Genomic DNA, 23,629 nt, shown 5'->3' with positions numbered 1-23,629 from the left:
ACGCACCAAACTGGAATTTACGTGCACGTCAGGCAGTATCAGCGCTCGATAATGTTTGGCGGTGTGTCATGTCTCGATTGCTTCCCCCTGGCTCGCAGCACCGGCGCTGGATTCAACGCGCCGGCGTGCTGCTCGGCGCGCTGACTCTGGTCGGCTGCGCCACCGTGGGGCCGGATTTTCAGCGCCCCGTCGTGGCCGCGCCCGTGGCCTGGCAGGCGGCGCAGCCGCACGAGGGCACGCCGGCCGCGCTGGTGGATTGGTGGGCGCAGTTTAATGACCCGGTGCTGACCGGGCTGATTGCCGATGCCGACGCCGCCAGCCCCACCTTGGCCGCGGCCGCCGGCCGCATTGCCGAGGCCCGCGCTGGGCTCACCGTGAGCGAAGCCAATCGCCTGCCCGCGGTTGATGGCGGCGCCAGCGTGACCCGCAGCGGCACCGAGCGGGACACGCCGGTGGCGGCGCGCACGACGGGCGCGGTGGCGGTGGACTCGGCGTGGGAGATTGATCTGTTTGGCCGCGTGCAGCGCAGCACCGAGGCCGCCGAGGCGCGGCTGGCGGCGCGCGAGTTTGAGTGGCACGAGGCGCGTGTGTCGCTGGCTGCCGAGGTGGCCAGCAGCTATGTGAATTACCGCGCCTGCCGCCAGTTGCAGACCGCGCGAGCCGACGATGTGGTGTCGCGCACCGAAACCGATCGCATGACTGGGGTGGCGATGGACGCCGGCTTTACCGCGCCGGCCGACGGCGAGCTGGCCCGCGCCAGTCTGGCCGATGCGCGCGCCGACCTGGAAGACCAGCGCGCCCAGTGCGAGGTGAACATCAAAGCCCTGGTGGCGCTGGTCGGCCTGCCCGAAGTCACGCTGCGCGAACGCCTGGACGGGCGCGGCAACGCCTTGCCGGTGCCGGCGGCGTTTGCGGTGGACGCGGTGCCGCTGCAAGTGCTCAGCCAGCGCCCCGACCTGGCGGCCGCCGAGCAGGAGCTGGCCGCGGCGAGCGCCGATATCGGCGTGGCCGAGGCCAACCGTTACCCGCGTCTGAGCCTGTCGGGCAGCATTTCGCTCACCAGCGTGCTGACCGGCGGCGCCAGCACCGAGACGCTGCCGTGGTCGATCGGCCCGGCGCTGTCCTTGCCGATCTTCAATGGCGGCGCCCGCGCGGCGGAAGTGAAAGCCGCCGAAGCGCGCCTGGCCCAACAGCAGGCGGCCTACACCTCGGCGGTGCGCACCGCGGTGCGCGAAGTGGAGCAAGCCATGGTCACGCTCGACAGCGCCCAGCGCCGCGAGGCCGATGCCCGCACGGCGGTGGAAGGCTACACACGCTTTGTGGCCGCCACCGAAACCCACTGGCTGGCCGGCGGCGTGAGCCTGCTCTCGCTCGAAGAAGCGCGGCGCAGTGCGACCACCGCCCAACGCAAACTCATCACCCTCCGGCGCGACCGCGTGCTGGACTGGATTTCTCTTTACAAAGCCGTAGGCGGGGGCTGGACCGCGCCCGCTGGAGACCGCTCATGAAACGCGCCCATCAACTCACCGCTTTTGCCATTGCTGCCGTGCTGGTGCTCGGCGGCGCCTACCAACTCACCCGTCAGCCGGCCGAGGCGGCCGTGGCCAAACCGGCTGCCCGTGCGGCCATGGCGGTCAGCGTGACTGGCGTGTCGCAGGTCGGCTGGTCGCGGCAGATCAGCGCCAGCGGCAGCGTGGCGCCGTGGCAGGAGGCGGTGATCGCCGCCGAGACCGGCGGGCTGCGCATCGTCAAGGTGGCGGCCGATGTGGGCGACGTGGTCAAACGCGGGCAGACGCTGGTGGCGTTGTCGCGTGACAGCGTGCTGGCCAGCGAAGCGCAGCAGCGTGCCCTGGTGGATCAGGCGCGCGCGGCGCTGGCCGAAGCCAAAGGCAACGCCGACCGCGCCCGCAAGGTGAGCGGCAGCGGTGCGCTGTCGGCGCAGCAGGTGCAGCAGTATCTGGTGGCCGAGCAAAGCGCCAAGGCCAATCTGGCGGCGACCCAGGCGGCGCTCAAGAGCGAGCAGATCCGCCTCGGCCAGACGCGCATTACCGCGCCCGACGACGGCATCATCAGCCGCCGCAGCGCGACGCTGGGCAGCGTGGTGCAATCGGGCACGGAGCTGTTCGGCATGGTGCGCCAGGGCCGGCTGGAGTGGCGGGCCGAGCTGTCGGCCGAGCAACTGGCGGCGGTGGCACCGGGGCAGGGCGCCCAGCTGCGGCTGGCCGATGGCAGCACGGTGACGGGCACGGTGCGCATGATCGCGCCGACTTTGAACGCCGACAGCCGCAAGGCGCTGGTGTATGTCGACCTGCCCGCCGGCAGTGCGGCGCGGGCCGGCATGTTTGCCAGCGGCGAGATCCTGACCGGCGAGGCGCGGGCGACGGTGTTGCCGGCTGCGGCGGTGATTTTGCGCGACGGCCACAGCTATGTGTTTGAGGTGAGCGCCGAGGGCGGCGTGACGCAGCACCGGGTGGACACCGGCCGCCGACGCGGCGCGCAGGTGGAAGTGCTGACCGCGCTGGCCGACGACGCACGCATTGTCGCCAGCGGCGGTGCCTTCTTGAACGATGGCGATCTGGTACGCGTTGAGGCAGCTTCGGAAGCCGCGCCGGAAGCCACCCCGGAGGCCGCGCGATGAACGTCTCGGCATGGTCTATTCGCAACCCGGTGCCGGCGCTGCTGCTGTTTGCGCTGCTCACCGTGCTCGGCCTGGGCGCCTTCCGCGCGCTGGGCATCCAGAATTTTCCCGACATCGAACTGCCGACCATCACCGTGTCGGCCACATACGAAGGCGTGGCGCCCAGCCAGCTCGAAACCGAGGTGGCACGCAAGATCGAGGACCAGGTCGCCACGCTGGGCGGCATCGATCACATCACCACCACGCTGACCGATGGTTCGGCCAAGATCAGCATTCAGTTTGAGTTGGAGAAGGACACCGAAGTCGCGCTGAATGAAGTGCGCAACGCGGTCGACACCGTGCGCGCCGATCTGCCGGCCGACATGCGCAACCCCGTGGTGTCGAAAGTCACCACCTCGGGCAGCGCGATCCTGACCTACGCGGTGCGCTCCGATCGCCTGGACGAAGAGGCGCTGTCGTGGTTTGTCGATAACGATGTGTCCAAAGCCTTGCTGGCGGTGAAGGGCGTGGGCAAGGTGGCGCGGGTGGGCGGCGTGGACCGCGAAGTGCAGGTCGACCTGTTGCCCGACCGCATGGCCGCGCTGGGCGTGACCTCGGCCGATGTCTCCGGCCGTTTGCGGCAGGTGCAGGTCGACGCCTCGGGCGGGCGTGGCGACATCGGCGGCACGATTCAATCGGTGCGTACGCTGGGCGCCGTCGGCACGGTGGCGGACATCGCGGCGCTGGAGATCCCGCTGGCCGGTGGTCGGCGGGTGCGCATCGACGAAGTGGCCACGGTGCGTGACGGCATCGCCGAGCGCAGCAGCATCACGCTGCTCGACGGCCAGCCGGCGGTGAGTTTTGAAGTCACGCGCATCAAGGGCGCCAGCGAAGTGGCGGTGGCCGACGCGGTGCGCGCGGCGGTCACGGTCTTGCAGGCAAAGTCGTCGCAGGTGGTGATCGAAGAGGCGTTCAACACGGTCGAGCCGGTCGAAGACAACTTCGAAGGCTCGATGGAGTTGTTGTACGAAGGCGCGCTGCTGGCGGTGCTGGTGGTGTGGTGGTTCCTGCGCGACTGGCGCGCCACGCTGGTGTCGGCGGCCGCGCTGCCGCTGTCGATCATCCCCACTTTTCTGGTCATGCAATACCTCGGCTTCAGCCTCAACACGCTGACCTTGCTGGCGCTCGCGCTGGTGGTGGGCATTCTGGTGGACGACGCAATCGTCGAGATCGAGAACATCGTGCGCCACCTGCGCATGGGCAAAACGCCCATCCAGGCCGCCACCGAAGCGGCCGACGAGATCGGGCTGGCGGTGATCGCCACCACCTTTACCTTGGTGGCGGTGTTCCTGCCGACCGCCTTCATGGGCGGCGTGCCGGGCAAGTTCTTCAAGCAGTTCGGCATCACCGCGGCGGTGGCCGTGGTCGCCTCCTTGCTGGTCGCGCGCCTGCTCACGCCAATGATGGCGGCCTATTTTCTCAAGGCGCACGACAGCGCGCCCGCCGACAGTCGCTTGATGACGCGCTACCTCGGCTGGGCCGACTGGTGCCTCAATCATCGCAAGACCACCGCCTTCGCGGCGCTGCTGTTCTTTGCCGGCTCGCTGATGCTGGTGCCGCTCTTGCCGACCGGCTTCGTGCCGGCGGCGGATCGCGCGCAGACCAAGGTCAGCATCGAAATGCAGCCCGGCAGCCCGCTGAGCGACACCTACGCGGTGGCCGAGCAGGCCCGCCGCTTGCTGATCGAGATGCCGGAAGTGACACGCGTGTTCAGCGCCATCGGCAGCGGCACCAGCGGCGGCAGCGGGCCGTTTGGCGCCAGCAGCACCAGCGATGTGCGCAAGGCGACGCTGACGGTGAATCTGGTGTCGCGTCATGACCGTGCCAAGCAAAGCGTGGTCGAAGCCGATATCCGCCAGCGCATGGCCGTGCTGCCCGGCGCGCGGGTATCGGTGGGCGCCGGTAACACCGGCGAGAACCTGAAAGTGGTGCTCGCCGGCGAAGACGCCGAGGCGCTGCGTCTGGCCAGCCAGGCCGTGACGCGCGACCTGCGCACGCTGTCGGGCATCGGCAACGTGACCTCCGGCGCCAGCCTGCAACGGCCAGAAATCCATGTGACGCCCGATTTCGCCCGCGCGGCCGATCTCGGCGTGACCGCCACCGCCATGGCCAGCGCGATCCGCGTGGCCACGGCCGGCGATTACGACGCCAATCTGCCCAAGCTCAACCTGCCGCAGCGGCAGATTCCGATCCGTGTGCGGCTCGATGAATCGGTGCGCCACGACCTCGACGCCGTGCGCCAGCTGCGCGTGGCGGCCAATAGCGGCGAGGTGCCGCTGGAGAGCGTGGCCGAGCTGCGCATGGGCAGCGGCCCGGCACAGATCGACCGCTACGACCGCCAGCGCAATGTGAGCATCGATGTCGAACTCGGCAGCCTGCAACTGGGCGAAGCGGTGGCTTTGGTCGACCAGCTACCCGCCATCAAGAGCTTGCCGGCAGGCATCAGCCGACCGGCCTCGGGCGACGCCGAGCGCATGAAGGAGCTGTTCGGCAGCTTCGGTGCGGCCATGCTCATCGGCGTGCTGTGCATCTATGTGGTGCTGGTGCTGCTGTTTCACGACTTTCTGCAACCGGCCACCATCATCGCCGCGCTGCCGCTGTCGGTGGGCGGCGCCTTCCTGGCCTTGCTGATTACCAACAGCAGCTTCTCGATGCCCTCGGTGATCGGCCTGCTGATGCTGATGGGCATTGTCACCAAGAACTCGATCCTGCTGGTGGAGTACGCGGTGATGGCGCGGCGCGAGCATGGCATGGGCCGCTTCGAAGCACTGATCGACGCCTGCCACAAACGCGCCCAGCCGATCCTGATGACCACTCTCGCCATGGGCGCCGGCATGCTGCCCATCGCGCTGGGCCTGGGCGCCGAGCCGAGCTTCCGCTCGCCGATGGCGATCGCCGTGATTGGCGGCCTGATCACCTCGACGCTGCTCAGCCTGCTGGTGATTCCGGTGGTGTTCACCTATGTGGATGATCTGCTGGAGTGGCTCAAGCGGGTCGCCGGGCGTCTGCATCGGGCCAATCACGGTCCGGCCAGCGAGGCAGCTTGAACGATGCGGCGGTGCACGAGGGAATCTCCCTGCCTGAGAAGACAAGCGGGGCAGAAATTGCGGTAAATCTCCTGCCAGAGGCTGTCTAGACTCAAGTCATGACCTGCCTCAACACAGGAGATCGTCATGCAGATCGGTATTCCCAAAGAGATCAAGACGCAGGAGAACCGGGTCGGGCTGACGCCGCAGGCGGTGGCCCAGCTGGTTCGGACCGGGCACCAGGTGCTCGTCGAGACCGGCGCGGGGGTGGGCAGTGGCTATGTCGATGCCGAGTACCAGCGCGCGGGTGCGCAGATCGCGGCCGTGGACGCCGTGTGGCAGTCCGCGCTGGTGATCAAGGTCAAGGAGCCCCAGCCGGTCGAGATCGCCCGGCTGAAACCTGGTCAGACGCTATTTTGCTATTTGCACCTCGCGCCCGACCTGCCGCAGACCGACGGCCTGCTGGCCAGCGGCTGCACCGCCATCGCCTTTGAAACCGTGGAAGACGCCGAGGGTCGGCTGCCGCTGCTGGCGCCGATGAGCGAGGTCGCGGGTTGCCTCGCGCCGCAGGTGGGTGCCAGTGCCTTGCATGCCTGGCGCGGCGGGCGTGGTGTATTGCTCGGCGGCGTGCCCGGCGTGGCGCCAGCCGATGTGCTGGTGCTCGGCGGCGGCGTGGTCGGCACGCATGCGGCCAAGGTGGCGCTGGGCATGGGCGCGGACGTGACGCTTCTCGACCGCGATCTGAACCGGCTCAAGGCGCTCGACGCGCAGTTTGGCGGCCGCCTGAAAACCGCCCACGCCGGCATGCTGCATTCGCTGATTCGCGAGAGCGACATGATCATCGGCGCGGTGCTGGTGCACGGCGCCAAGGCCCCGCATCTGATCAAGCGTGAGGACCTCGCCACGCTACGCCCGGGCTGCGTGCTGGTGGATGTGGCCATTGATCAGGGCGGCTGTTTCGAGACCAGCCAGGCCACCACGCATGAAGACCCGACCTATCTCGTCGATGGCGTGGTGCACTACTGCGTGGCGAACATGCCCGGGGCGGTGTCGCGCACCTCGACCCAGGCGCTCACCGCCGCGGTCTTGCCCTACGCGCAAAAGCTCGCCGATCAGGGCTGGATCGCCGCGCTGGAGGCCGATCCGGGCCTGGCCATGGGGCTGAATGTGCACGCCGGCGGGCTGTACGAGCCGAGCGTGGCCGAGGCGCAAGGCAAGCCGCTGGCGGTGCTGGCCGACGCCTTGCGCTGAGAGCGCGTTCAGATGCCGAAGGAGAAGATCACCACAATGCCGGCCACGATCCACCCGCCGCGCAGCGGCAGTGCTTCGCGGTGAATCAGCCCGCGGCTGATCATCCAGACCCCGAGGCCGATCTTCACGCACGCCGCCAGCGCCAACCACGGCGTGCTGCCCAGCGCTGTGAGTGCGGGGTTGGCGATGAAGGCCAGCGGCACGATGTACAGGCCGATGCCCAGGCTCATCGCATGAACAGCCACTTTCAGCCATGGCGCGCCCGCCATGCCGGCGGCGATGAACACTGCGCCGCACACCGGCGGAGTGATGGTCGACAGCAGCGCGAACCAGAAGATGAACAGGTGGGCGTGCAGCGGCTCGACGCCGATCTCGATCAGCGCCGGGCCGGCCACCGCCACGCAGATCACGTAGGCGGCGGTGGTCGGCACTTCCATGCCCAAAATCAGGCAGGCCAGACCGGTGAGCAGTAGCGCGCCCCACAGGTTGCCGCCGGACAAACCGAGAATCAGCGAGGTGATCTTGACGCCCAGGCCGGTGATGTTGAGCACGCCGATGATCAGCCCGGCGCAAAAGATGATGGCGGCGATGGTGGCGATCTGGCGGGCGGCGCTGACCGCCGCGTCGATCAGCCGGGTGCGCCAGCGCGACAGCGAGGGGCGCAGGCGCTCGTCGAACAGCAGCAGCGCGGCCGCCGCGCCGGCCGCAGCGGCACCGGCGTATTGCGGTGTATTGCCCGACAGGAACAGGATGCCGAGCAACAGCCCGAACGGAATCACAAAAAACAGCACCAGCCGCGCCACCTTGGCAAAGGGCGGGATGTCTTCGCCGCGCATCGGCTCCAGCCCGTAGCGCCGCCCGTACAGATCGCAGCCGGCCCACACGCCCCAGAAGAACAGCACCGCCGGCAGCAGCGCGGCCATCAGCACCTCGTTGTAGGTGGTGCGCAGCAGCTCGACCATGATGAAGGCGCCGGCGCCCATTACTGGCGGCATGATCTGCCCGCCCGACGAGGCCACCGCTTCTACCGCCGCCGCCAGCGCCGGCGGATAGCCGAGGCGCTTCATGGTGGGCAGGGTGATGGCGCCGGTGGAGGCCACATTGGCGGAGGCCGAGCCGGAGATCGACCCGAACAGCGCCGAGGACAGCACCGACACCTTTGCCGCACCCGCGCGCAACCGCCCGGCCACGGCCACCGACGCGGCCATGAAGCCTTGCCCGCCTTCGCCCGCGCTGACGATGGCACCGAGAATCACGAACACCGCCACCACCTCGGCCGAGACGCCGGTCAGGCTGCCCCACAGGCCGCCCTCGGTGATGGTGAGCGTGCCCAGAAAGCTCGCCAGCGGAATGCCGGCGTGGCCGAGCTCGCCGGGCAGGTGCTGGCCAAACAGGCCGTAGAGCAGCGCCAGCCCGGCGGTGATGGGCATGGCCCATTTCACTTGCCGGCGGGCCATCTCGAGCGCCAGCAGGATCAGCCCCCAGGCGACCACGAATTGCGTGGTGCTGCGCAGCCGGCCGTACTGGTTGTCGAGCATGTCATGCTGCATCAGCACGTAGATACAGGCGGCCAGCCCCAGTGCGCACAGCAGCACGTCGACTGCGCGGCGCCAACCGGTGGCGCGGTGGGCGGTGAAAATGAACACGAAGGGAATGGTGGCAATGATGTGCAGCGGGCGGCTGATGAGGTGGGGAATCAGCCCCGCCATGACCAGCCACAGGTGATAGCCCACCGAGGTGATGGCGAGCGCCACCATGAGGGTGTGCAGCGAAAAGAGGGGATTGGCGGGGGCGGGGGTGTCGGTCATGAGGGGATCGTGGCACATTGCCCGCGTGGTCGCAGGTCTGGTTGTGGGCAAAAGCAACGCGGCGTCCGAAGACGCCGCGCAGGGTTGGCTGGCCGATTACTTCAGCCGATCCGGCACCGCGATGCCGGCTTCGGCATAGTACTTGAGCGCGCCCGGATGCAGCTTGACACTGATGTTGTCGAGCAGCGAGGCGTCGATGCTCTTCCACCACGGGTTGGACTTGGCCATCTCGGCCAGGCCCTCCCAATAACTGCGGGTGAGCTGATAAGCGGTCGCCTCGTCCATGTCGGTCAGCGCGTAGGCGATGACCGGCAGCGAGGTGGTGACCACGTCGGACTCCACGCCCGGATAGGTGCCTTTCGGAATCACCAGCCGGGTGCGGCCGGTGGCCTTGACCTGCTCATCGGTCATCGACAGCAAGGTGACCGGCGAGCTGGCGGCCGCTTCAACGACGTTGGGCGCGGGCCACGAGCCGGCCGTGGCAAAGCCCTCGACCTGACGGTTTTTCATCGCCGCGCCGGCCCCAGAGAGCTCGATGTCGATCACCTCGACCTTGTCTTCAATGCCGAAGAGCTTGAAGTTCTTCACCGCCTCGGTGGCGCCGAACGAGCCCTTGCCGGTCACGAAGCGCTTGCCGGCCAGATCAGCAAAGCTGTTGATGCCCGCATCGGCGCGCACCACGTAGTGCATGGTCAGCGAGGGGATCGGGAACATCGCGCGGATCTTCTTGAAGGCTTCATCGGCCGGCTCGAAGGGCTTCTCGCCCGCGACGGCCTTTTCGACCAGCGCCGGGGGCGAGGTGAACATGTAGTTGGCGTCGCGACCGGCGGATTCCATCACGTTCTGGACCGAACCCTGACTCTCTTCCACGGTGACGATGATGGCGCTGGCGCTGGCCTTTTTGACGGACTCACCGATCTGCACGGCCATCTGGTAATACGAGGTGCCGGCCTTCGCCGCCTTGAGGGTGACGCGGGTTTCTGCCGCTGCGAGGGTGGAGCTCAGCGCCAGCGTGAGCGCTGCGCCGAAGGTTGCCATACGTCCAAGCTTCATAGTTTTCTCCATCGAATCGCGTTTCCCGAGCGGGAAACCGGCCAGGTTTTTGCCTGACGGAATTTATTGGTTCTTGTTCTGGATGCTGTGCGTCGGGATGCTTCCCGAATGCGGCGAAAGTACTATCGCACAAAGCGCCGCAGTGGGAGCCGAATTTATTGTTATCGGGTTGTATCTGCTGCAAATGCTCGAGGTGGACTAAGCCGAAAGTATCAGGTCTGTGGGCGCGACTGCCCCAGCCGCTGCGAGATCTCGCGGGCGCTGGCCATCAGTCGGGTGGCGATGGGGCCGTCCCAGGCAGGGTCGAAGCTGCTGGCCGGGCCCATGGCGGTGAGTGCCAGGGTGAGGTGGTTGCCGCTGTCGAAGACCGGGGCCGAGAAGGCGTTGATGCCGGGGATGGGGTTGCCGAGTGCGCGGGCGAGGCCGTGCTGGCGGATTTCGGCGAGGGTGTCGTCCACATGGCGGCGCGACTGGCGCAGGGCGGGCTGCTCGCCACCGCCGAGCTGGGCCAGCTCGCTTTCGACCAGCGGGCGGGTGATGCGCTCGGGCAGAAAGGCGGCGAACAGGCGGCCGGTGGCCGAGGCCATGAGCGGGGTCATGACGGTGCCGGGGCGCATGTTGACGTGGATGGGGCGGCTGCATTCTTCAATGCGCACGACCGTCGGGCCGCGATTGCCCCACACGGCGATGGCGATGTTCAGCTGCAGGTCGTCGGCCAGCTGGGCGACGGCCGGGGTGGCGGCGCGCAGCGGCTCGAGCCCCTGCAGGGCGGACAGGCCGACCTGCAGGGCGAAGGGGCCGAGGCCGTAGCGGCCGGTGACCGGGTCCTGCTCGATCAGCCCGAGCTTGCCGAAGCTCACCAGATAGGGATGGGCCTTGGCCGGCGGCATGCCGGCGTCGCGGGCCAGGTCGCGCAGCATCATGGGGGTGCCGTGGCGCACCAGCGCCTGCAATAGCGTGCCGCCGACTTCAATTGACTGGATGCCCCGGCGATCACGTTCCATGGATGGCTGCCTTTCGGTTTTTTGGGCAGATGTTAGCAGTTTTCCTGTGGCTTTCTCGCCGTTCGTCGTGCGCGACGAATTATCCATTAACAAAACGATTGACGATTAACAAATCAAAAACTAGCATGAGGGTGTCGCGGTTGCCGGGATGCCTGCATCCGTTCGAGAGCGACCCAGCCCCACCCCAAGATCACGGAGCCCCCAATGAACACCAAAGTCTTTGCCTCCCAGGCCGACCTGGAAGTGAAAAAAACCACCTTCGAGCAGCTCTCCGCTCATTGCTGGGCCTACACCGCCGAGGGCGATCCCAATACCGGCGTGATCATCACCGACGAAGCCGTGCTGATCTGCGACACCCTGGCCACGCCGCTGATGGCGCAGAGCCTGATCGCCGAGATCCGCAAGGTCAGCGCCGCGCCGATCAAGTATGTGGTGCTGTCGCACTACCACGCGGTGCGCGTGCTGGGCGCCTCGGGCTACAAGGCCGAGGGCATGGAGCAGATCATCGCCAGCCAGGGCACGTATGAAATGATCGTCGAGCGCGGCGAGCAGGACATGAAGAGCGAGTACGAGCGCTTCCCGCGCCTGTTCCAGAACTTTGACTCCGTGCCCGGCCTGACCTGGCCGACCATGGTGTTCAAGGACGAGATGACGCTGTACATGGGCGGCCTCGAAGTGAAGGTGATGCACCTCGGCCCCGGCCACACCAAGGGCGACACGGTGGTGTGGGTGCCGAGCGAGCAGGTGCTGTTTTCGGGTGATCTGGTCGAGTGCGATGCGGCCTGCTACACCGGCGACGCGCAACTCGAAGAGTGGCCCGCCACGCTGGACGCGATCTCGGCGCTGAATCCGCAGGCCATCGTGCCGGGCCGCGGCCCCGCGCTGACCTCGCCGCAGAAAGTGGCCGAAGGTCTGGCCTACACTCGCGACTTCGTCACCACGCTGTACAGCTCGGCCAAAGAAGCTGCCGCGCAGGGCCTCGACCTGAAAGCCGCGATGGCGCTGGTGCGCAAGAACATGGATCCGAAGTTCGGTCAGGTGTTCATCTATGAGCACTGCCTGCCCTTTGACGTGACCCGCGCGGTGGACGAGGCGAACGGCATCAAGCATCCCCGCATCTGGACCGCCGAGCGCGACCAGGAAATGTGGCACGCGCTGCAGGCCGACTGATTGGCGATGCGGGCGTAGGGCGGGTTTCAACCCGCCATGGTCGGCTGAAGCCGACCCTACAGCGCATCGAGTGCACCAGTTGCTGTAAGAACAACCCCAGGCGGCCCGAAGGGGCCGCCAGATCCCCAACCCGGCGCACAACAAACAGACCGGGCGAGATCCCAAAAATGTCCAAAGGAGGACGCGACGTGCTGAGTACCTATCAGTATCCAAAGTACGAATACCGCAAGCCGGCTGAACTGGCCGCTGGCGAGAATGGCGCACCGGCGCGTTACCCGGTGGTGGTGGTCGGGGCGGGCCCGGTGGGCTTGTCGGCGGCGATCGATCTGGCGATTCAGGGCCAGAAAGTGGTGGTGCTGGACAACGACGACACCGTGTCGATCGGCTCGCGCGGGGTGTGCTACGCCAAGCGCGCGCTGGAGGTGCTCGACCGCCTCGGCTGTGGCGACGAGATGGTGAACAAGGGCGTGTCGTGGAACGTCGGCCGCACCTTCTTCCGCGAAGAAGAAGTGTTCAACTTCAACCTCTGCCCCGAGCCGGATCATCATCGCCCGGGCATGATCAACCTCCAGCAGTACTATCTGGAGGAGTATCTGGTGAAGCGCGCCGTCGAAGTCGGCGTGGATCTGCGCTGGAAGAGCACCGTGATCGCGGTGAACCCCGGCGAAGACACCACCGGCCTGCGTGTCGAGACGCCCGATGGCGTCTACAACATCGAGGCCGACTGGCTGGTGGTCGGCGACGGCGCCCGCTCTAGCATCCGCACCATGCTGGGGCTGGACATCGACGGCAAGATCTTCATGGATCGCTTTCTGATTGCCGACGTGGTGATGAAGGCCGACTTCCCGACCGAGCGCTGGTTCTGGTTCGATCCGCCCTTCCACCGCAACCAGTCGGTGCTGCTGCATCGCCAGTCGGATAACGTGTTCCGCATCGACTTCCAGCTCGGCTGGAATGCCGATCCGGCGGAAGAGAAAAAGCCCGAGAACGTCGTCCCGCGCATCAAGGCGATGCTCGCAGCAAACGGAACTGAGGACCGCGAATTCGAGCTTGAGTGGGTCAGCGTCTACACCTTCCAGTGCCGCCGCATGAACAGCTTCCGCCACGGCCGCGTGCTGTTTGTCGGTGATGCCGCGCATCAGGTCTCGCCCTTCGGTGCGCGTGGCGCCAACTCCGGTATCCAGGACACCGACAACCTGGCCTGGAAACTCAAGCTGGTGATGGACGGCAAAGCGCCGCCCACGCTGCTCGATACCTATTCCGAAGAGCGCGTGTTCGCCGCCGACGAAAATCTGATGAACTCGACCCGCTCCACCGACTTCATCACCCCCAAGAGCACCACCAGCAAAACCTTCCGCAATGCCGTGCTGGGCCTCGCCGAGCACTACCCGTTTGCCCGTGCGCTGGTGAACTCCGGCCGACTGTCGGTGCCTGCCTACCTCACCGAATCGCGGCTCAACACCGCAGACACCGACACGTTCGCCGGCAAGATGGTGCCGGGCGCGCCGATGGACGACGCGCCCATCGAAACCGACAGCGGCGAGCCGTGGCTGCTGCAGGTGCTCGGCAACCGCTTCCAGCTGCTGGTGTTTGCCGATGACGCCAGCCAGGTGGCCGATGCCGCCGCGCTGGCTGACCTGGCCAACAACACCGTGCCGGTGCAGGTCATTGTCGTTGCCAAGACCGGCATCGCCCCGGCCGGCCTCAAAACCGTCATCGACACCCGCGGCCGCATTGCCGAACGCTACGACGCCCAGTCCGGCACCTGCTATCTGGCCCGCCCAGACCAGCATGTCGCCGCCCGCTGGCGCGCCTTCAACGCCGCCGCCGTCAAGAAAGCCGTGGCCGTGGCCACCTGCAACGCCTGAGGAGACCGACCATGTCCCTGATCACCACCAGCAATTTCGCCGAGCCGGGCAAGCGCTACTTTCAGACCTTCAGCCCCGGCGACGACTTCTACGAAGCCCTGATCGACATGCACCGCGACCTCACCGACGAACAGTCGGCCATGGTCAACGCGCGGCTGATTCTGCTGTTGTCGAACCATATTGGCGACATCAGCGTGCTGCGCGAGGCGATGGACAAGGCACGCGAAGGGGTTTGAGGCGAGCGTTGTCGCGAAGAGAAAAACGGCGGGCTGCGGCTCGCCGTTTTTCGTTCACCGGTGGCGTAGGGCAGATAAGCGCAGCGCATCCGCCGAACACCGCCCCGAAGCGGCACCGTTGGCGGATGCGCCTTCATGCGGGCTCCGTGTCGCCGATCTGCTCGTGGCGGAGGGCTGCGCGGCTGCAATCTTCCGTTGGCCGGGTCTCGCCCCGGCGGGCGACATCCTTTCTTGTAGCGACAAGAAAGGACGCAAAGAAGCGCCCCCGCTGTACCGCCGGCTTCGCCGGTTCCCTCACTACGCCCGCGCCCGGCGGGTCGTGTCGCAAACTCGCCCTGCGGGCTCAAACAGGCGACACGACAATTCCCGCCAGTCACGGGCTTCGTTCGGCGGTACAGAAGGGGTGCGGCGTGCGGGCTCGGCTTCGCCATCGCCAGCTCGGAAAAGCGTCACTCCGTAGGGTGGGCGGCTTGCCGCCCACCATCGTGCCTCACGATTCACGCTATTGAACTCTGCCGGGCTGTCGCGCGCTGTTGGTGATTGCGTCGCGGCCGCGGCGGTACATCCAGACAATTCCGATGAGTGCGAGTGTATTTAACGTGGTCTGGCTGAACAGGGGCTCGCCCGAAACGGCGCTCTGCACGGCTTTCCAGATGCCACCGAGCAAGACGATCCCCAGCATGACTGCGGTTGCGCGCTCCCAAAACACCAGATGCCTTGGGTCTGAACTGGACTGGTAGGCCTGTCGCATCAGCAGTGCGACAAAAAGTCCGTTTAGCACCGCAGCGTTGACTGCAAGAAGGCCATGCCCAGTGATGAGGGCAAACGCGGCTAGCGGCAGCATCACTAGTGAGCTCAACCAGACCAGTAGCGGTGATTTGCGCTCTCCGCGGGCGACTGATTCGCTGTGTCGCGTGGCGCCGACGACGAAAACGATGAGTGCGATCGGTATGAGCGCAAACGCGAGTATGACGATTGCGATAAAAGTGGTTCGTTCCATGCTTGTGAGTATGCCGATCGGGCTGCGTTATGCCAATGGCAGTTTCTACCGTGCATACCCCTCATGCTCCCCGATATACCGAAACAGAAAATCCCGAAAACTCTGCGACGCCGGCGTGAGTGATCGGCCATTGCGGCTGAAGGTGTAGAAGCGCCGCGTGACCACCGGGTCGACCAGCGGGCGCATTTCCAGTCCGTACAGCCGCACGAGGGAGGCGGCGTAGGGGATGCAGACGGTGATGCCGAGGCCTGAGCTGACCATGCTGAGGGCGGTGGACATGAAGGCGACGGTGGTGTTGGGGTCGAGGGATTTTTCGCGCATGGCGGTGTGCAGGTCGACCGACAGGCGTTCGGTGAACTGGCCTTGCAGGGCGATGAGGGGCCAAGCTTCGAGGTCGGTCCAGCCGACGGTTTTCTGTTTGGCGAGGGCGTGATCGGGGGGGAAGACGGCGACAAAGGGCAGCTCGAACAGGGTGGTGGCGTCGATGTCGGAGTTGGGGTCGCGTTCGGGGCCGACGCCGAAGTCGACCTCGCCGGAGAAGACGCGCGAGACCACGCTCTCGACGGCGCAGTCGACCAGCCGGATGCGGATGTCGGGGTGTTCGGCGCTGTAGGCGGCGATGACTTCGGGCAGCAGGGTGCAGGCCATCAGCTGCGGGGCGGCGACGCGCACGGTGCCTTTCTTGAGGGCTTTGAGTTTGGTGGCTTCGTCGATGACGTTGTCGAGGTCGTTGAGGATCTTCTCGACCAGCGGGTAGAGCTCGCGGCCGGTGTCGGAGAGCTGGATGCGGCGGGTGCTGCGGTCGATCAGGCGCAGGCCAAGCGAGCTTTCGAGTTCCTTGATCAGGCCGGACAGCGCGGATTGCGTGATGAACAGGCTCTCGGCGGCGAGGGTGAAGCTGCCGGTGCGCGAGACGGCGACAAAGGCGCGGAGCTGGCGCAGGGTGATATTCATTAGTTCATCCGATAAATTGATCTGAAAAAGCTGTTTGTATGATAGATCGTTCTGGGCTGTAATGGACACATCGGCCAGTGGCATCGGCCCGAAACGCGCAGAGACCGGTCAGGTCCGCATAAAGGAGACAGCAGAATGAGCTTGGTCCAGAAAATCCATCACGTGGCATACCGTTGCATTGACGCGCTGGAGACGGCGCGCTGGTACGAAAAGCACCTCGACATGAAGCTGGTGCTGTCGATCGCCGAGGACGCCGTACCTTCCACTGGCGCCCCCGATCCCTATATGCACATCTTCATGGATGCGGGCATGGGCAACGTGCTGGCCTTCTTCGAGCTGCCGACCTGCTCGCCGATGGGCCGCGACGAAAACACCCCCAACTGGACCCAGCATCTGGCGATGGAGGTCGATTCGGTAGATACCATGATGGCTGCCAAGGCGCGGCTCGAGGCCGCCGGCATCGAGGTGGTGGGGCCGACCGACCATGCGCTGTTCAAGTCGATCTACTTCTATGACCCGAATGGTCACCGTCTGGAGCTGGCCGCCAACACGCTGCGTCCGGGTATGCTCGAAGCGCTCGACGCCGTGAAGTGGGACATGCTCGAGGAGTGGGCCAAGACCAAGAAGGCGCCCAAACACGCCGCGTGGATGCACGACGGCAGTTATGTGGAGATGTTCAAGTGAAACTCGCAACCCTGAAAGCGGGCGGACGCGACGGCACGCTGGTGGTGGTCAATCGTGACCTCACCCGTTGCCAGCGCGTACCGGAAGTGGCTACCACGCTGCAGCAAGCGCTGGACAACTGGGCCGACACCGCGCCGCAGCTGGCCGCGGTGTACGAGGCGCTCAACAATGGCGCGGCCCGCCACGCCGAGCCCTTTGATGCGGCCGCCTGCCACTCGCCGCTGCCGCGCGCTTATCAGTGGGCCGACGGCTCGGCCTACATCAACCATGTGGAGCTGGTGCGCAAGGCGCGCGGGGCGGAGTTGCCCGCGTCCTTCTACACCGATCCGCTGATGTATCAGGGTGGATCCGACAGCTTCGTCGGCCCGCGCGACACCGTGGTGGCCGATCCGGCCTGGGGTATCGATTTCGAGGCCGAAGTGACCGTGGTGACCGGCGATGTGCCCATGGGCGCAACGCCCGAGCAAGCGGCCGAGGCGATTCGCCTGGTGATGCTGGTCAATGATGTGTCGCTGCGCAACCTGATCCCCAACGAACTGGCCAAGGGCTTCGGTTTCTTCCAGTCCAAGCCCGCATCAAGCTTCAGCCCGGTGGCGGTCACGCCCGACGAGCTGGGCGCGGCCTGGCAGGGCGCCAAGCTGCATTTGCCGCTGCTGGTCGAGCTGAACGGCAAGCCCTTCGGCAAGCCCAATGCGGGCGTCGACATGACCTTCAACTTCGGTCAGCTGGTGGCGCATGTGGCCAAGACGCGTGAGCTCGAAGCCGGTTCGATCATCGGTTCGGGCACGGTCTCCAACAAGCAGGGCGACCTGTGGGGGTCGAGCATCGACAACGGCGGCGTCGGTTATTGCTGCCTGGCCGAGGTGCGCATGTACGAAACCATCGAGCAAGGCAAATCGGTGACCCCCTTCATGCAGCCCGGCGACCGGGTGCGCATCGAGATGAAGGACGCGGCCGGCCACAGCATTTTTGGCAGCATCGACAACACCGTGGTGACGCCCCGCGCGTCGTAGCCCCGCAGCAACCCAACATAAAAAAGGTGGACGAGACATGAAAAAGACCCTGATCACCGCAGCCATCGCGCTGCTTGGCAGCACCGCCGCCCTGGCCGACGAGCCGATCATCCTCAAAGTGGCACACTTCTGGCCGCCCACCGCGATGAGCCAGCAAAAAGTGCTGGAGCCGTGGTGCGCCAAGATCGAGCAGGAGTCGGCTGGCCGCATGAAGTGCCAGATCTACCCGGCCATGCAGCTCGGCGGCACGCCGCCGCAACTGATTCAGCAGGCGCAGGATGGCGTGGCCGACATCGTGTGGACCCTGCCCGGCTACACCGCCGGCCGCTTTCCGTCGATGGAAGCCTTCGAGCTGCCCTTCATGACCAACCGCGCCGAGCCGGCCAGCCGCGCTGCGTGGCTGTACTACGAGCAGTTCGGCAAGGAAGACTTCGCCAACGTGAAGCCGCTGGCCTTCCATGTGCATGACGAAGGCTATGTGCACAACAACAAGCGCCCGATCACCAAGATGTCGGATTTCCGCGGCCTCAAGATGCGCGCCCCGACCCGCATGACCAACAAGATGATCGCCGCCTTCGGCGCCACCCCGGTGGCCATGCCGATGCCGGCCGTGGCCGAGGCCGTGTCGAAGGGCGTGGTCGATGGCTATGTGCTGCCCTGGGAAGTGATCCCGGCGATCAAGCTGCACGAGATGACCAAGTACCACTCCGAGACCGAAGGCTCGCTGCCCTCGCTCTACACCACGCTGTTTGTGGTGGCGATGAACCCGGCCAAGTACGACAGCCTGCCGGACGATCTGAAGAAGGTCATCGACGCCAACTCCGGCGCCGACTTCTCGGCCTCGATCGGCAAGGCCTGGGATGTGTCGGCCCCGCCGGCCCGCGAAAAGGCCGTCGCGCACGGCAACGAGTTTGCCAAGATCTCGGTCGAGGAGCTGACCAAGTGGCGCAAGGTGGGCGACAAGCTGGCCGAGAGCTGGGTCAAGGAAATGAATGGCAAGGGCTACAAGGGCCAGGCCATGCTCGACACTGCCAAGAGCCTGATCAAGCAAGCCAACGCACAATAAGGTGTGTCACCGGGGCCGGCGCTGCCGGCCCCGGCGGACGAAGCGCCACTGCGCCTGCGGGCGCGCCTCTGACCAAGAGAGTTCCCCATGGCTGAAGCAATCCCCCGGTCCGGCGACATGCCGGACCCGCGTCCGCGCGACCCGATCGGACGTTTTCTCTACAACTGGTCGATGCTCTCCGCCATCGGCGGCAGCCTCACCCTGTTCGCGATCTGCGGCGTGTCGGTGTATAGCGTGGTCGGCCGCTGGCTGACCGACGAGCCGGTGCTCGGCGATGTCGAGTTGGTGCAGATGGGTTGCGCGCTGGCCGTGGCGGCCTTCCTGCCCTGGGCGCAGATGAAGAACGCCCACGTGATCGTCGACTTCTTCACCCACACCGCCTCGCCCGCCGTGCGCGGCGTGCTCGACCGCATTGCCGCGGTGCTGCTCATGGTGCTGGCCTTCGTCATCTCCTGGCGCAGCTTCGTCGGCGCGTGGGAAGCGTACGAGACCGGCGAGACCACCATGTTGCTCGGCTGGCCGCTGTGGTGGTCCTACACCACGCTCGGCCCCGGCTTCTTCCTGCTCGGGCTGACTGCCGCCTACACCGCTTGGCAAGGCACGCTGCACAGCGAAGGGGGCATGGAATGAGCTCCGTTGAAATCGGCTTCGCCATCGGCGCCTTCACCCTGGTGCTGCTCGCCTTCCGCGTGCACATCGGCATGGCCATGCTGCTCGGCGGCTCCATCGGCTACACCCTGGTGTCCGGCTGGGACCCGCTGATGAATTACTTCAAGCACCTCGCTTACGGTCGTTTCTCGGTGTATGACCTGTCAGTGGTGCCGCTGTTCTTGCTGATGGGCAACGTCGCTGCCAAGGGCGGCCTGTCGCGTCGGCTGTTTGAAGCCACCAACGCCTTCCTCGGCCACTACCCCGGCGGTGTGGCGATGAGCGCGATTGGCGCCTGCGCCGGCTTTGGCGCGATCTGCGGCTCCTCGCTTGCCACCGCGGCCACCATGGGGCAGGTGGCATTGCCCGAGCTGCGCCGCTGCAATTACTCGCCGTCGCTGGCCACCGGTGCGCTGGCCGCCGGCGGCACGCTGGGCATCCTGATTCCACCCTCCGTGGTGCTGGTGATCTACGCCATTCTGGCCGAGCAGAACGTCGCCGCGCTGTTCATGGCCGCGCTCATCCCCGGCCTGATCGCCATGTTCGGCTACATGCTGGTGGTGACGCTGTACGCCCGCTTCGTGCCGGGCAGCGGTCCGGCCTCGGCGCCCCTGCCGTGGCGGCAGCGCCTGCACGCAGTCGGCCGGGTGTGGCCGATTCTGGCGGTGTTCATCACCGTGATCGGCGGCATCTACGGCGGTATCTTCACCCCCACCGAAGCGGCGGCGGTCGGCACTTTTGCCACCACCGCGCTGGCCGTGGCCTCGCGCGAGATGCGCTGGCGCGAATTCATGGCGGCGGTGCTCGGTGCGGCCGAAGCAACCGCCATGATCTTCCTGATCCTGCTCGGCGCCGATGTGCTCAACGCCTTCCTGGCGCTGTCGCAGATGCCGGTGGCGATCGCCGAATGGGTGCTGGCCAGCGGCTACCCGCCGATGGTGGTGTTGTTTGCCATGATCCTGGTCTATCTGCTGCTCGGCTGCGTGATGGACAGCCTGTCGATGATCCTGCTGACCATTCCGGTCTTCCTGCCCATCATCATGGGGCTGGACTACTGGGGGCTGGGTTATAGCGACAAGGCGATCTGGTTTGGCATTCTGGCCTTGATGGTGGTCGAGATCGGACTGATCACGCCGCCGGTGGGCATGAACGTGTTCATCATCAACTCGCTCGCCAAAGATGTGCCGATGAAGGAAACCTTCCGTGGCGTGCTGCCCTTCCTCGCCTCGGACCTGCTGCGCATCGTGCTGATCGCCTTCTTCCCGGGCGTGGCGCTGTGGCTGGTGCATCTGTTAGGCGGCTGATGGCCGGCACAGGAGACTGACATGAAGCTCTACACTTATTTTCGCTCCTCGGCGGCCTACCGCGTCCGCATCGCGCTCAATCTCAAGGGCCTGCCCTGGGACGCGGCGGCGGTGCATCTGGCACGCGATGGCGGCGAGCAGCATTCGGACGCCTACCGGGCGGTGAATCCCGCCGAACTGGTGCCCACGCTCGAAGACCGCGGCGCCACGCTGACCCAGTCGCTGGCGATCATCGAGTACCTCGAAGAACTCCGCCCGCAACCGGCCTTGCTGCCGGGCAATCTGATCGCGCGGGCCCGGGTGCGGGCGATTGCGCAAGCGATTGCCTGCGATATTCACCCGATCAATAATCTGCGGGTGTTGCAATACCTGACCGGAGAAATGGGCCTGAGTGAAGACCAGAAGATGCAGTGGTATCGGCACTGGGTCGATACCGGGCTGGCGGCGGTCGAGGCCATGCTGGCCGAGCACCCCGACACCGGTGTGTTCTGCCATGGCGACACCCCGGGCCTGGCCGATTGCTGCCTGGTGCCGCAGGTGTATAACGCGCGGCGCTTCAACAGCCGGCTTGACCATGTGCCGACAGTGATGCGCATTGTCGAGGCCTGCGAGGGCTTGCCGGCCTTCCAGGCAGCGTCGCCCGGCGCCCAGGCGGATGCCGAGTAAGCCCGACTCACAGGCGGCGCCCGGCCTGGGTATCGCCGTCCTGCTGACCACGCTGGTGGCGCTGGGGCCGCTGTCGACCGACTTCTACCTGCCATCGCTGCCGGCCATGACGGCGGCGCTGGGCACCGATGTGGCCGGCACCCAGCTCACCTTGTCGATCTTTCTCGGTGGCTTTGCCATCGGCCAACTGTTCTACGGGCCGCTGTCGGATCGCTTCGGCCGGCGCCCGCTGATGCTGACGGGGCTGGTCATCTTTCTTGTCGCCAGCATTGCCTGCGCGCTGGCACCCAATATCGAGACGCTGATCGTCGCCCGTTTCGTGCAGGCCATTGGCGCCTGCGCCGGGCCGGTGCTGGGTCGCACGGTGGTGCGCGATCTCTACGGCCCGAAAGACTCGGCGCGAATGCTGTCCTACATTTCGGCGGCCATGGCGCTGGCGCCGCTGCTCGGGCCGGTGTTCGGCGGCTGGCTGTCGGTGGCCTTCAGCTGGCGGGCTACTTTCGTGTTCCTGATCATTTACTCAGCCTTGCAGACCGCCGCAACCTGGCGCCTGCTCGCCGAGAGCAACCGGCACCCCGATCCCACCGCCATCCAGCCGCGCCGCATCCTCGCCAACTACGCCACCTTGCTACGCGACACCACCTACCGCGGCGTGCTGATGTGCAATGGTCTGGCCTATGCCGGGATGTTCGCCTTCATCTCCGGCGCGCCCTTCGTGTTCATCAACCTGTTCGGCTTCAGCCCGCAGACCATGGGCCTGGCCTTCGGCTTGATGGTGTCGGGCTTCATCACCGGCACCATGTCGTCCGGCCGCCTGGCCTCGCGTCACGGGCCGGATGTGATCCTGACCGCCGGGGTGGGGGTCGGCAGCGCCGGCGGCGTGGTGATGCTGCTCATGGCGCTGGTTGGCTGGCAACACCCGGCGGCGGTGATGGTGCCGATGTGGCTGGTGACCTGCGGTATCGGCTTCATCATGCCCAACGCCACGGCCATCGCGCTGGCGCCCTGGCCGACCATGGCCGGTGCCGCGGCCTCGCTGATGGGCTTCTCACAAATGGCGCTGGCCGCGGCCTTTGGTATCTTTGTCGGTCACAGCTTCACCGATTCCACCGTGCCCATGGCGGCGGCCATCTCGGCTGGCATGGGCGGATCGCTGCTCAGTTATCTATTGTGGGTGCGCCCGGCCAGCCGACGCGCCTGAGGAGGCCTCATGCGTCGTCGTGCGTTGCATCTGCTGTTGGGCCTGGTCTGCCTGAGCTGCCTGGCGCCGGCTGGCGCGTTTGAGCTGAGGCTTGCGCCAGCGAAAGCCGTGGCCCCGGTGACCGCCGCCACGCGCCCCGATCAGTTGCCACACAGCACCGTTGCGCTCGGGCGCGGACCGATTCGCGCCGCCTGGCTGGCCGCGCCGACCGACCGCTACGGCCATGCCGTGCTGGGCGATGCGCTGGAGGCCGGGCAGTTGCGCATCGAAACGGTCGACGGCCAGGTCTACATTGCGACACTGGCTGAGACCCGCGTCTTCGAAGACCTCGTACCGCGCTTGATGGCACTGGGCGAGGGCGACGACGCCGTGGTGGTGGTCGAGAGCGATGCCGACCGCGGGGCCGCGCTGAGCGTCTGGCGGGTGGATGCCGGCGCCGTGGTGCGCCACGCCAGCAGCGAGTTCATCGGCCAGCCCAACCGCTGGCTCAATCCCGTCGGCGTCGGTGATTTCGATGGTGACGGCCACGTCGATCTGGCCGCCGTGCTCACCCCGCACCTTGGCGGCATCCTGACGCTCTACCGGGTGGCGCCGCCCCGGCTGGTTCCGTTTGCCCGCACCGGCGATGTCAGCACGCACCGTATCGGCAGCACAGCGCTGGGGCTCGGGCAGGTGCTGCGCGTGGGTGATCGCGATGCGCTGCTGGTGCCGGATCAGGCGCAGCGGCGCATGCGAGTGCTGCGCTGGGCCGGCGAGTGGCAGACGCTGGCGAGTGTCGACTTGCCCGGGCGCATCGGGGGCAATCTGGTGCCGGATGGCCCGGATCGCTGGCGGATGCCCTTGGACGATGGTCAGGTAGTGGTCCTGCATTTCTTGCGCTAGAACAAGAAATGCCGGGTCGTGTGTAAGGAATCGGAAAAAGCGGCGGTCTGTCAGGTGAGTCCGCTGCTTTCGCAGTGGGCGAAAGCGGCACACACAAACCGCACACCACCATTTTGAG

At 66.4% G+C, this 23,629-nt stretch carries 20 protein-coding genes; 15 read left to right on the top strand and 5 right to left on the bottom strand.

Annotated elements, in window-relative coordinates; translation table 11 throughout:
• The first annotated feature begins 68 nt into the window (after positions 1–68).
• From FHP89_RS13200 to ald, 4 genes are all read left to right on the top strand, one after another.
• On the top strand, positions 69–1,508 hold the full coding sequence (locus FHP89_RS13200; protein ID WP_144177588.1) for an efflux transporter outer membrane subunit: 1,440 nt from the start codon (positions 69–71) through the stop codon (positions 1,506–1,508).
• The gene (locus FHP89_RS13195; protein WP_144177586.1) at positions 1,505–2,638 is read left to right on the top strand and encodes an efflux RND transporter periplasmic adaptor subunit; all 1,134 of its coding nucleotides are present in this window, start codon (positions 1,505–1,507) and stop codon (positions 2,636–2,638) included. The genes FHP89_RS13200 and FHP89_RS13195 overlap by 4 nt, the downstream gene beginning before the upstream one ends.
• Positions 2,635–5,724 carry an efflux RND transporter permease subunit gene (locus FHP89_RS13190; protein WP_144177584.1) on the top strand — a complete coding sequence of 1,030 codons (3,090 nt, stop codon included), beginning with the start codon at positions 2,635–2,637 and terminating at the stop codon, positions 5,722–5,724. Before FHP89_RS13195 ends, FHP89_RS13190 begins: the two co-directional genes overlap by 4 nt.
• A 126-nt stretch (positions 5,725–5,850) precedes the next feature.
• Positions 5,851–6,954 (top strand): alanine dehydrogenase, encoded by a 1,104-nt coding sequence (gene ald, locus FHP89_RS13185; protein ID WP_144177582.1) that lies wholly within the window; start codon positions 5,851–5,853, stop codon positions 6,952–6,954.
• An 8-nt stretch (positions 6,955–6,962) separates the two neighbouring features.
• Here the strand turns inward: ald and FHP89_RS13180 are convergent, their stop codons facing one another.
• From FHP89_RS13180 to FHP89_RS13170, 3 genes are all read right to left on the bottom strand, one after another.
• Positions 6,963–8,762, bottom strand: a complete 1,800-nt coding sequence (locus tag FHP89_RS13180) for a TRAP transporter permease (RefSeq protein WP_222105394.1) — start codon at positions 8,760–8,762, stop codon at positions 6,963–6,965.
• 96 nt (positions 8,763–8,858) lie between these two features.
• Positions 8,859–9,815: a TAXI family TRAP transporter solute-binding subunit gene (locus FHP89_RS13175; RefSeq protein ID WP_144177580.1), complete on the bottom strand. Its 957-nt coding sequence runs from the start codon at positions 9,813–9,815 to the stop codon at positions 8,859–8,861.
• A 212-nt stretch (positions 9,816–10,027) separates the two neighbouring features.
• Positions 10,028–10,819: an IclR family transcriptional regulator gene (locus FHP89_RS13170; protein WP_144177577.1), complete on the bottom strand. Its 792-nt coding sequence runs from the start codon at positions 10,817–10,819 to the stop codon at positions 10,028–10,030.
• 204 nt (positions 10,820–11,023) lie between these two features.
• Between FHP89_RS13170 and FHP89_RS13165 the strand changes: the two genes are divergently transcribed.
• The 3 genes from FHP89_RS13165 (at position 11,024) to FHP89_RS13155 (ending at position 14,093) form a co-directional block, all read left to right on the top strand.
• The gene (locus FHP89_RS13165; protein ID WP_144177575.1) at positions 11,024–11,989 is read left to right on the top strand and encodes an MBL fold metallo-hydrolase; all 966 of its coding nucleotides are present in this window, start codon (positions 11,024–11,026) and stop codon (positions 11,987–11,989) included.
• Between the two features lie 188 nt (positions 11,990–12,177).
• Positions 12,178–13,857 carry an FAD-dependent oxidoreductase gene (locus FHP89_RS13160; protein WP_144177654.1) on the top strand — a complete coding sequence of 560 codons (1,680 nt, stop codon included), beginning with the start codon at positions 12,178–12,180 and terminating at the stop codon, positions 13,855–13,857.
• Positions 13,858–13,868: 11 nt separating this feature from the next.
• Entirely contained in the window at positions 13,869–14,093 is a 225-nt protein-coding gene (locus FHP89_RS13155; RefSeq protein ID WP_144177573.1) for a DUF2783 domain-containing protein, read from the top strand.
• A gap of 502 nt (positions 14,094–14,595) precedes the next feature.
• Here the strand turns inward: FHP89_RS13155 and FHP89_RS13150 are convergent.
• Together FHP89_RS13150 and FHP89_RS13145 are read right to left on the bottom strand one after the other, a co-directional pair.
• Positions 14,596–15,093, bottom strand: a complete 498-nt coding sequence (locus FHP89_RS13150) for a hypothetical protein (RefSeq protein ID WP_144177571.1) — start codon at positions 15,091–15,093, stop codon at positions 14,596–14,598.
• Between the two features lie 45 nt (positions 15,094–15,138).
• Positions 15,139–16,047, bottom strand: coding sequence for a LysR family transcriptional regulator (locus tag FHP89_RS13145; protein WP_144177569.1), 909 nt, complete (start codon positions 16,045–16,047; stop codon positions 15,139–15,141).
• 135 nt (positions 16,048–16,182) lie between these two features.
• Here FHP89_RS13145 and FHP89_RS13140 point away from each other — a divergent pair, with 135 nt between their 5' ends.
• The 8 genes from FHP89_RS13140 (at position 16,183) to FHP89_RS13105 (ending at position 23,511) form a co-directional block, all read left to right on the top strand.
• A complete protein-coding gene (locus tag FHP89_RS13140) occupies positions 16,183–16,731 on the top strand; it encodes a VOC family protein (protein WP_144177567.1) in 549 nt (182 codons plus the stop codon).
• Positions 16,728–17,744, top strand: coding sequence for a fumarylacetoacetate hydrolase family protein (locus FHP89_RS13135; protein WP_144177565.1), 1,017 nt, complete (start codon positions 16,728–16,730; stop codon positions 17,742–17,744). The genes FHP89_RS13140 and FHP89_RS13135 overlap by 4 nt, the downstream gene beginning before the upstream one ends.
• Positions 17,745–17,781: 37 nt before the next feature.
• Positions 17,782–18,810, top strand: coding sequence for a TRAP transporter substrate-binding protein (locus FHP89_RS13130; RefSeq protein WP_144177563.1), 1,029 nt, complete (start codon positions 17,782–17,784; stop codon positions 18,808–18,810).
• An 87-nt stretch (positions 18,811–18,897) separates the two neighbouring features.
• Entirely contained in the window at positions 18,898–19,440 is a 543-nt protein-coding gene (locus FHP89_RS13125) for a TRAP transporter small permease (RefSeq protein ID WP_144177561.1), read from the top strand.
• Complete coding sequence (locus FHP89_RS13120; RefSeq protein WP_144177559.1) at positions 19,437–20,762, top strand: TRAP transporter large permease; 1,326 nt, start codon at positions 19,437–19,439, stop codon at positions 20,760–20,762. Before FHP89_RS13125 ends, FHP89_RS13120 begins: the two co-directional genes overlap by 4 nt.
• Before the next feature lie 21 nt (positions 20,763–20,783).
• Positions 20,784–21,428: a maleylacetoacetate isomerase gene (gene maiA, locus FHP89_RS13115; RefSeq protein WP_144177556.1), complete on the top strand. Its 645-nt coding sequence runs from the start codon at positions 20,784–20,786 to the stop codon at positions 21,426–21,428.
• Positions 21,418–22,629: a multidrug effflux MFS transporter gene (locus tag FHP89_RS13110; RefSeq protein WP_144177554.1), complete on the top strand. Its 1,212-nt coding sequence runs from the start codon at positions 21,418–21,420 to the stop codon at positions 22,627–22,629. The genes maiA and FHP89_RS13110 overlap by 11 nt, the downstream gene beginning before the upstream one ends.
• Positions 22,630–22,638: 9 nt before the next feature.
• On the top strand, positions 22,639–23,511 hold the full coding sequence (locus FHP89_RS13105; RefSeq protein WP_144177552.1) for a hypothetical protein: 873 nt from the start codon (positions 22,639–22,641) through the stop codon (positions 23,509–23,511).
• Positions 23,512–23,629 lie beyond the last annotated feature (118 nt).

The organism is Denitromonas ohlonensis (assembly GCF_007625205.1).
GTDB lineage: Bacteria > Pseudomonadota > Gammaproteobacteria > Burkholderiales > Rhodocyclaceae > Nitrogeniibacter > Nitrogeniibacter ohlonensis.
The sequence above is the reverse complement of the archived record's forward strand: the minus strand, read 5'-3'. Positions and strand labels throughout refer to the sequence as shown.

Bases quoted from the DNA above. Each gene is read 5' to 3' on its own strand.
- FHP89_RS13200 (WP_144177588.1), top strand. From the start codon at position 69: ATGTCTCGATTGCTTCCCCCTGGCTCGCAGCACCGGCGCTGGATTCAA.
- FHP89_RS13195 (WP_144177586.1), top strand. From the start codon at position 1,505: ATGAAACGCGCCCATCAACTCACCGCTTTTGCCATTGCTGCCGTGCTG.
- FHP89_RS13190 (WP_144177584.1), top strand. From the start codon at position 2,635: ATGAACGTCTCGGCATGGTCTATTCGCAACCCGGTGCCGGCGCTGCTG.
- ald (WP_144177582.1), top strand. From the start codon at position 5,851: ATGCAGATCGGTATTCCCAAAGAGATCAAGACGCAGGAGAACCGGGTC.
- FHP89_RS13180 (WP_222105394.1), bottom strand. From the start codon at position 8,762: ATGACCGACACCCCCGCCCCCGCCAATCCCCTCTTTTCGCTGCACACC.
- FHP89_RS13175 (WP_144177580.1), bottom strand. From the start codon at position 9,815: ATGAAGCTTGGACGTATGGCAACCTTCGGCGCAGCGCTCACGCTGGCG.
- FHP89_RS13170 (WP_144177577.1), bottom strand. From the start codon at position 10,819: ATGGAACGTGATCGCCGGGGCATCCAGTCAATTGAAGTCGGCGGCACG.
- FHP89_RS13165 (WP_144177575.1), top strand. From the start codon at position 11,024: ATGAACACCAAAGTCTTTGCCTCCCAGGCCGACCTGGAAGTGAAAAAA.
- FHP89_RS13155 (WP_144177573.1), top strand. From the start codon at position 13,869: ATGTCCCTGATCACCACCAGCAATTTCGCCGAGCCGGGCAAGCGCTAC.
- FHP89_RS13150 (WP_144177571.1), bottom strand. From the start codon at position 15,093: ATGGAACGAACCACTTTTATCGCAATCGTCATACTCGCGTTTGCGCTC.
- FHP89_RS13145 (WP_144177569.1), bottom strand. From the start codon at position 16,047: ATGAATATCACCCTGCGCCAGCTCCGCGCCTTTGTCGCCGTCTCGCGC.
- FHP89_RS13140 (WP_144177567.1), top strand. From the start codon at position 16,183: ATGAGCTTGGTCCAGAAAATCCATCACGTGGCATACCGTTGCATTGAC.
- FHP89_RS13130 (WP_144177563.1), top strand. From the start codon at position 17,782: ATGAAAAAGACCCTGATCACCGCAGCCATCGCGCTGCTTGGCAGCACC.
- FHP89_RS13125 (WP_144177561.1), top strand. From the start codon at position 18,898: ATGGCTGAAGCAATCCCCCGGTCCGGCGACATGCCGGACCCGCGTCCG.
- FHP89_RS13120 (WP_144177559.1), top strand. From the start codon at position 19,437: ATGAGCTCCGTTGAAATCGGCTTCGCCATCGGCGCCTTCACCCTGGTG.
- maiA (WP_144177556.1), top strand. From the start codon at position 20,784: ATGAAGCTCTACACTTATTTTCGCTCCTCGGCGGCCTACCGCGTCCGC.
- FHP89_RS13110 (WP_144177554.1), top strand. From the start codon at position 21,418: ATGCCGAGTAAGCCCGACTCACAGGCGGCGCCCGGCCTGGGTATCGCC.
- FHP89_RS13105 (WP_144177552.1), top strand. From the start codon at position 22,639: ATGCGTCGTCGTGCGTTGCATCTGCTGTTGGGCCTGGTCTGCCTGAGC.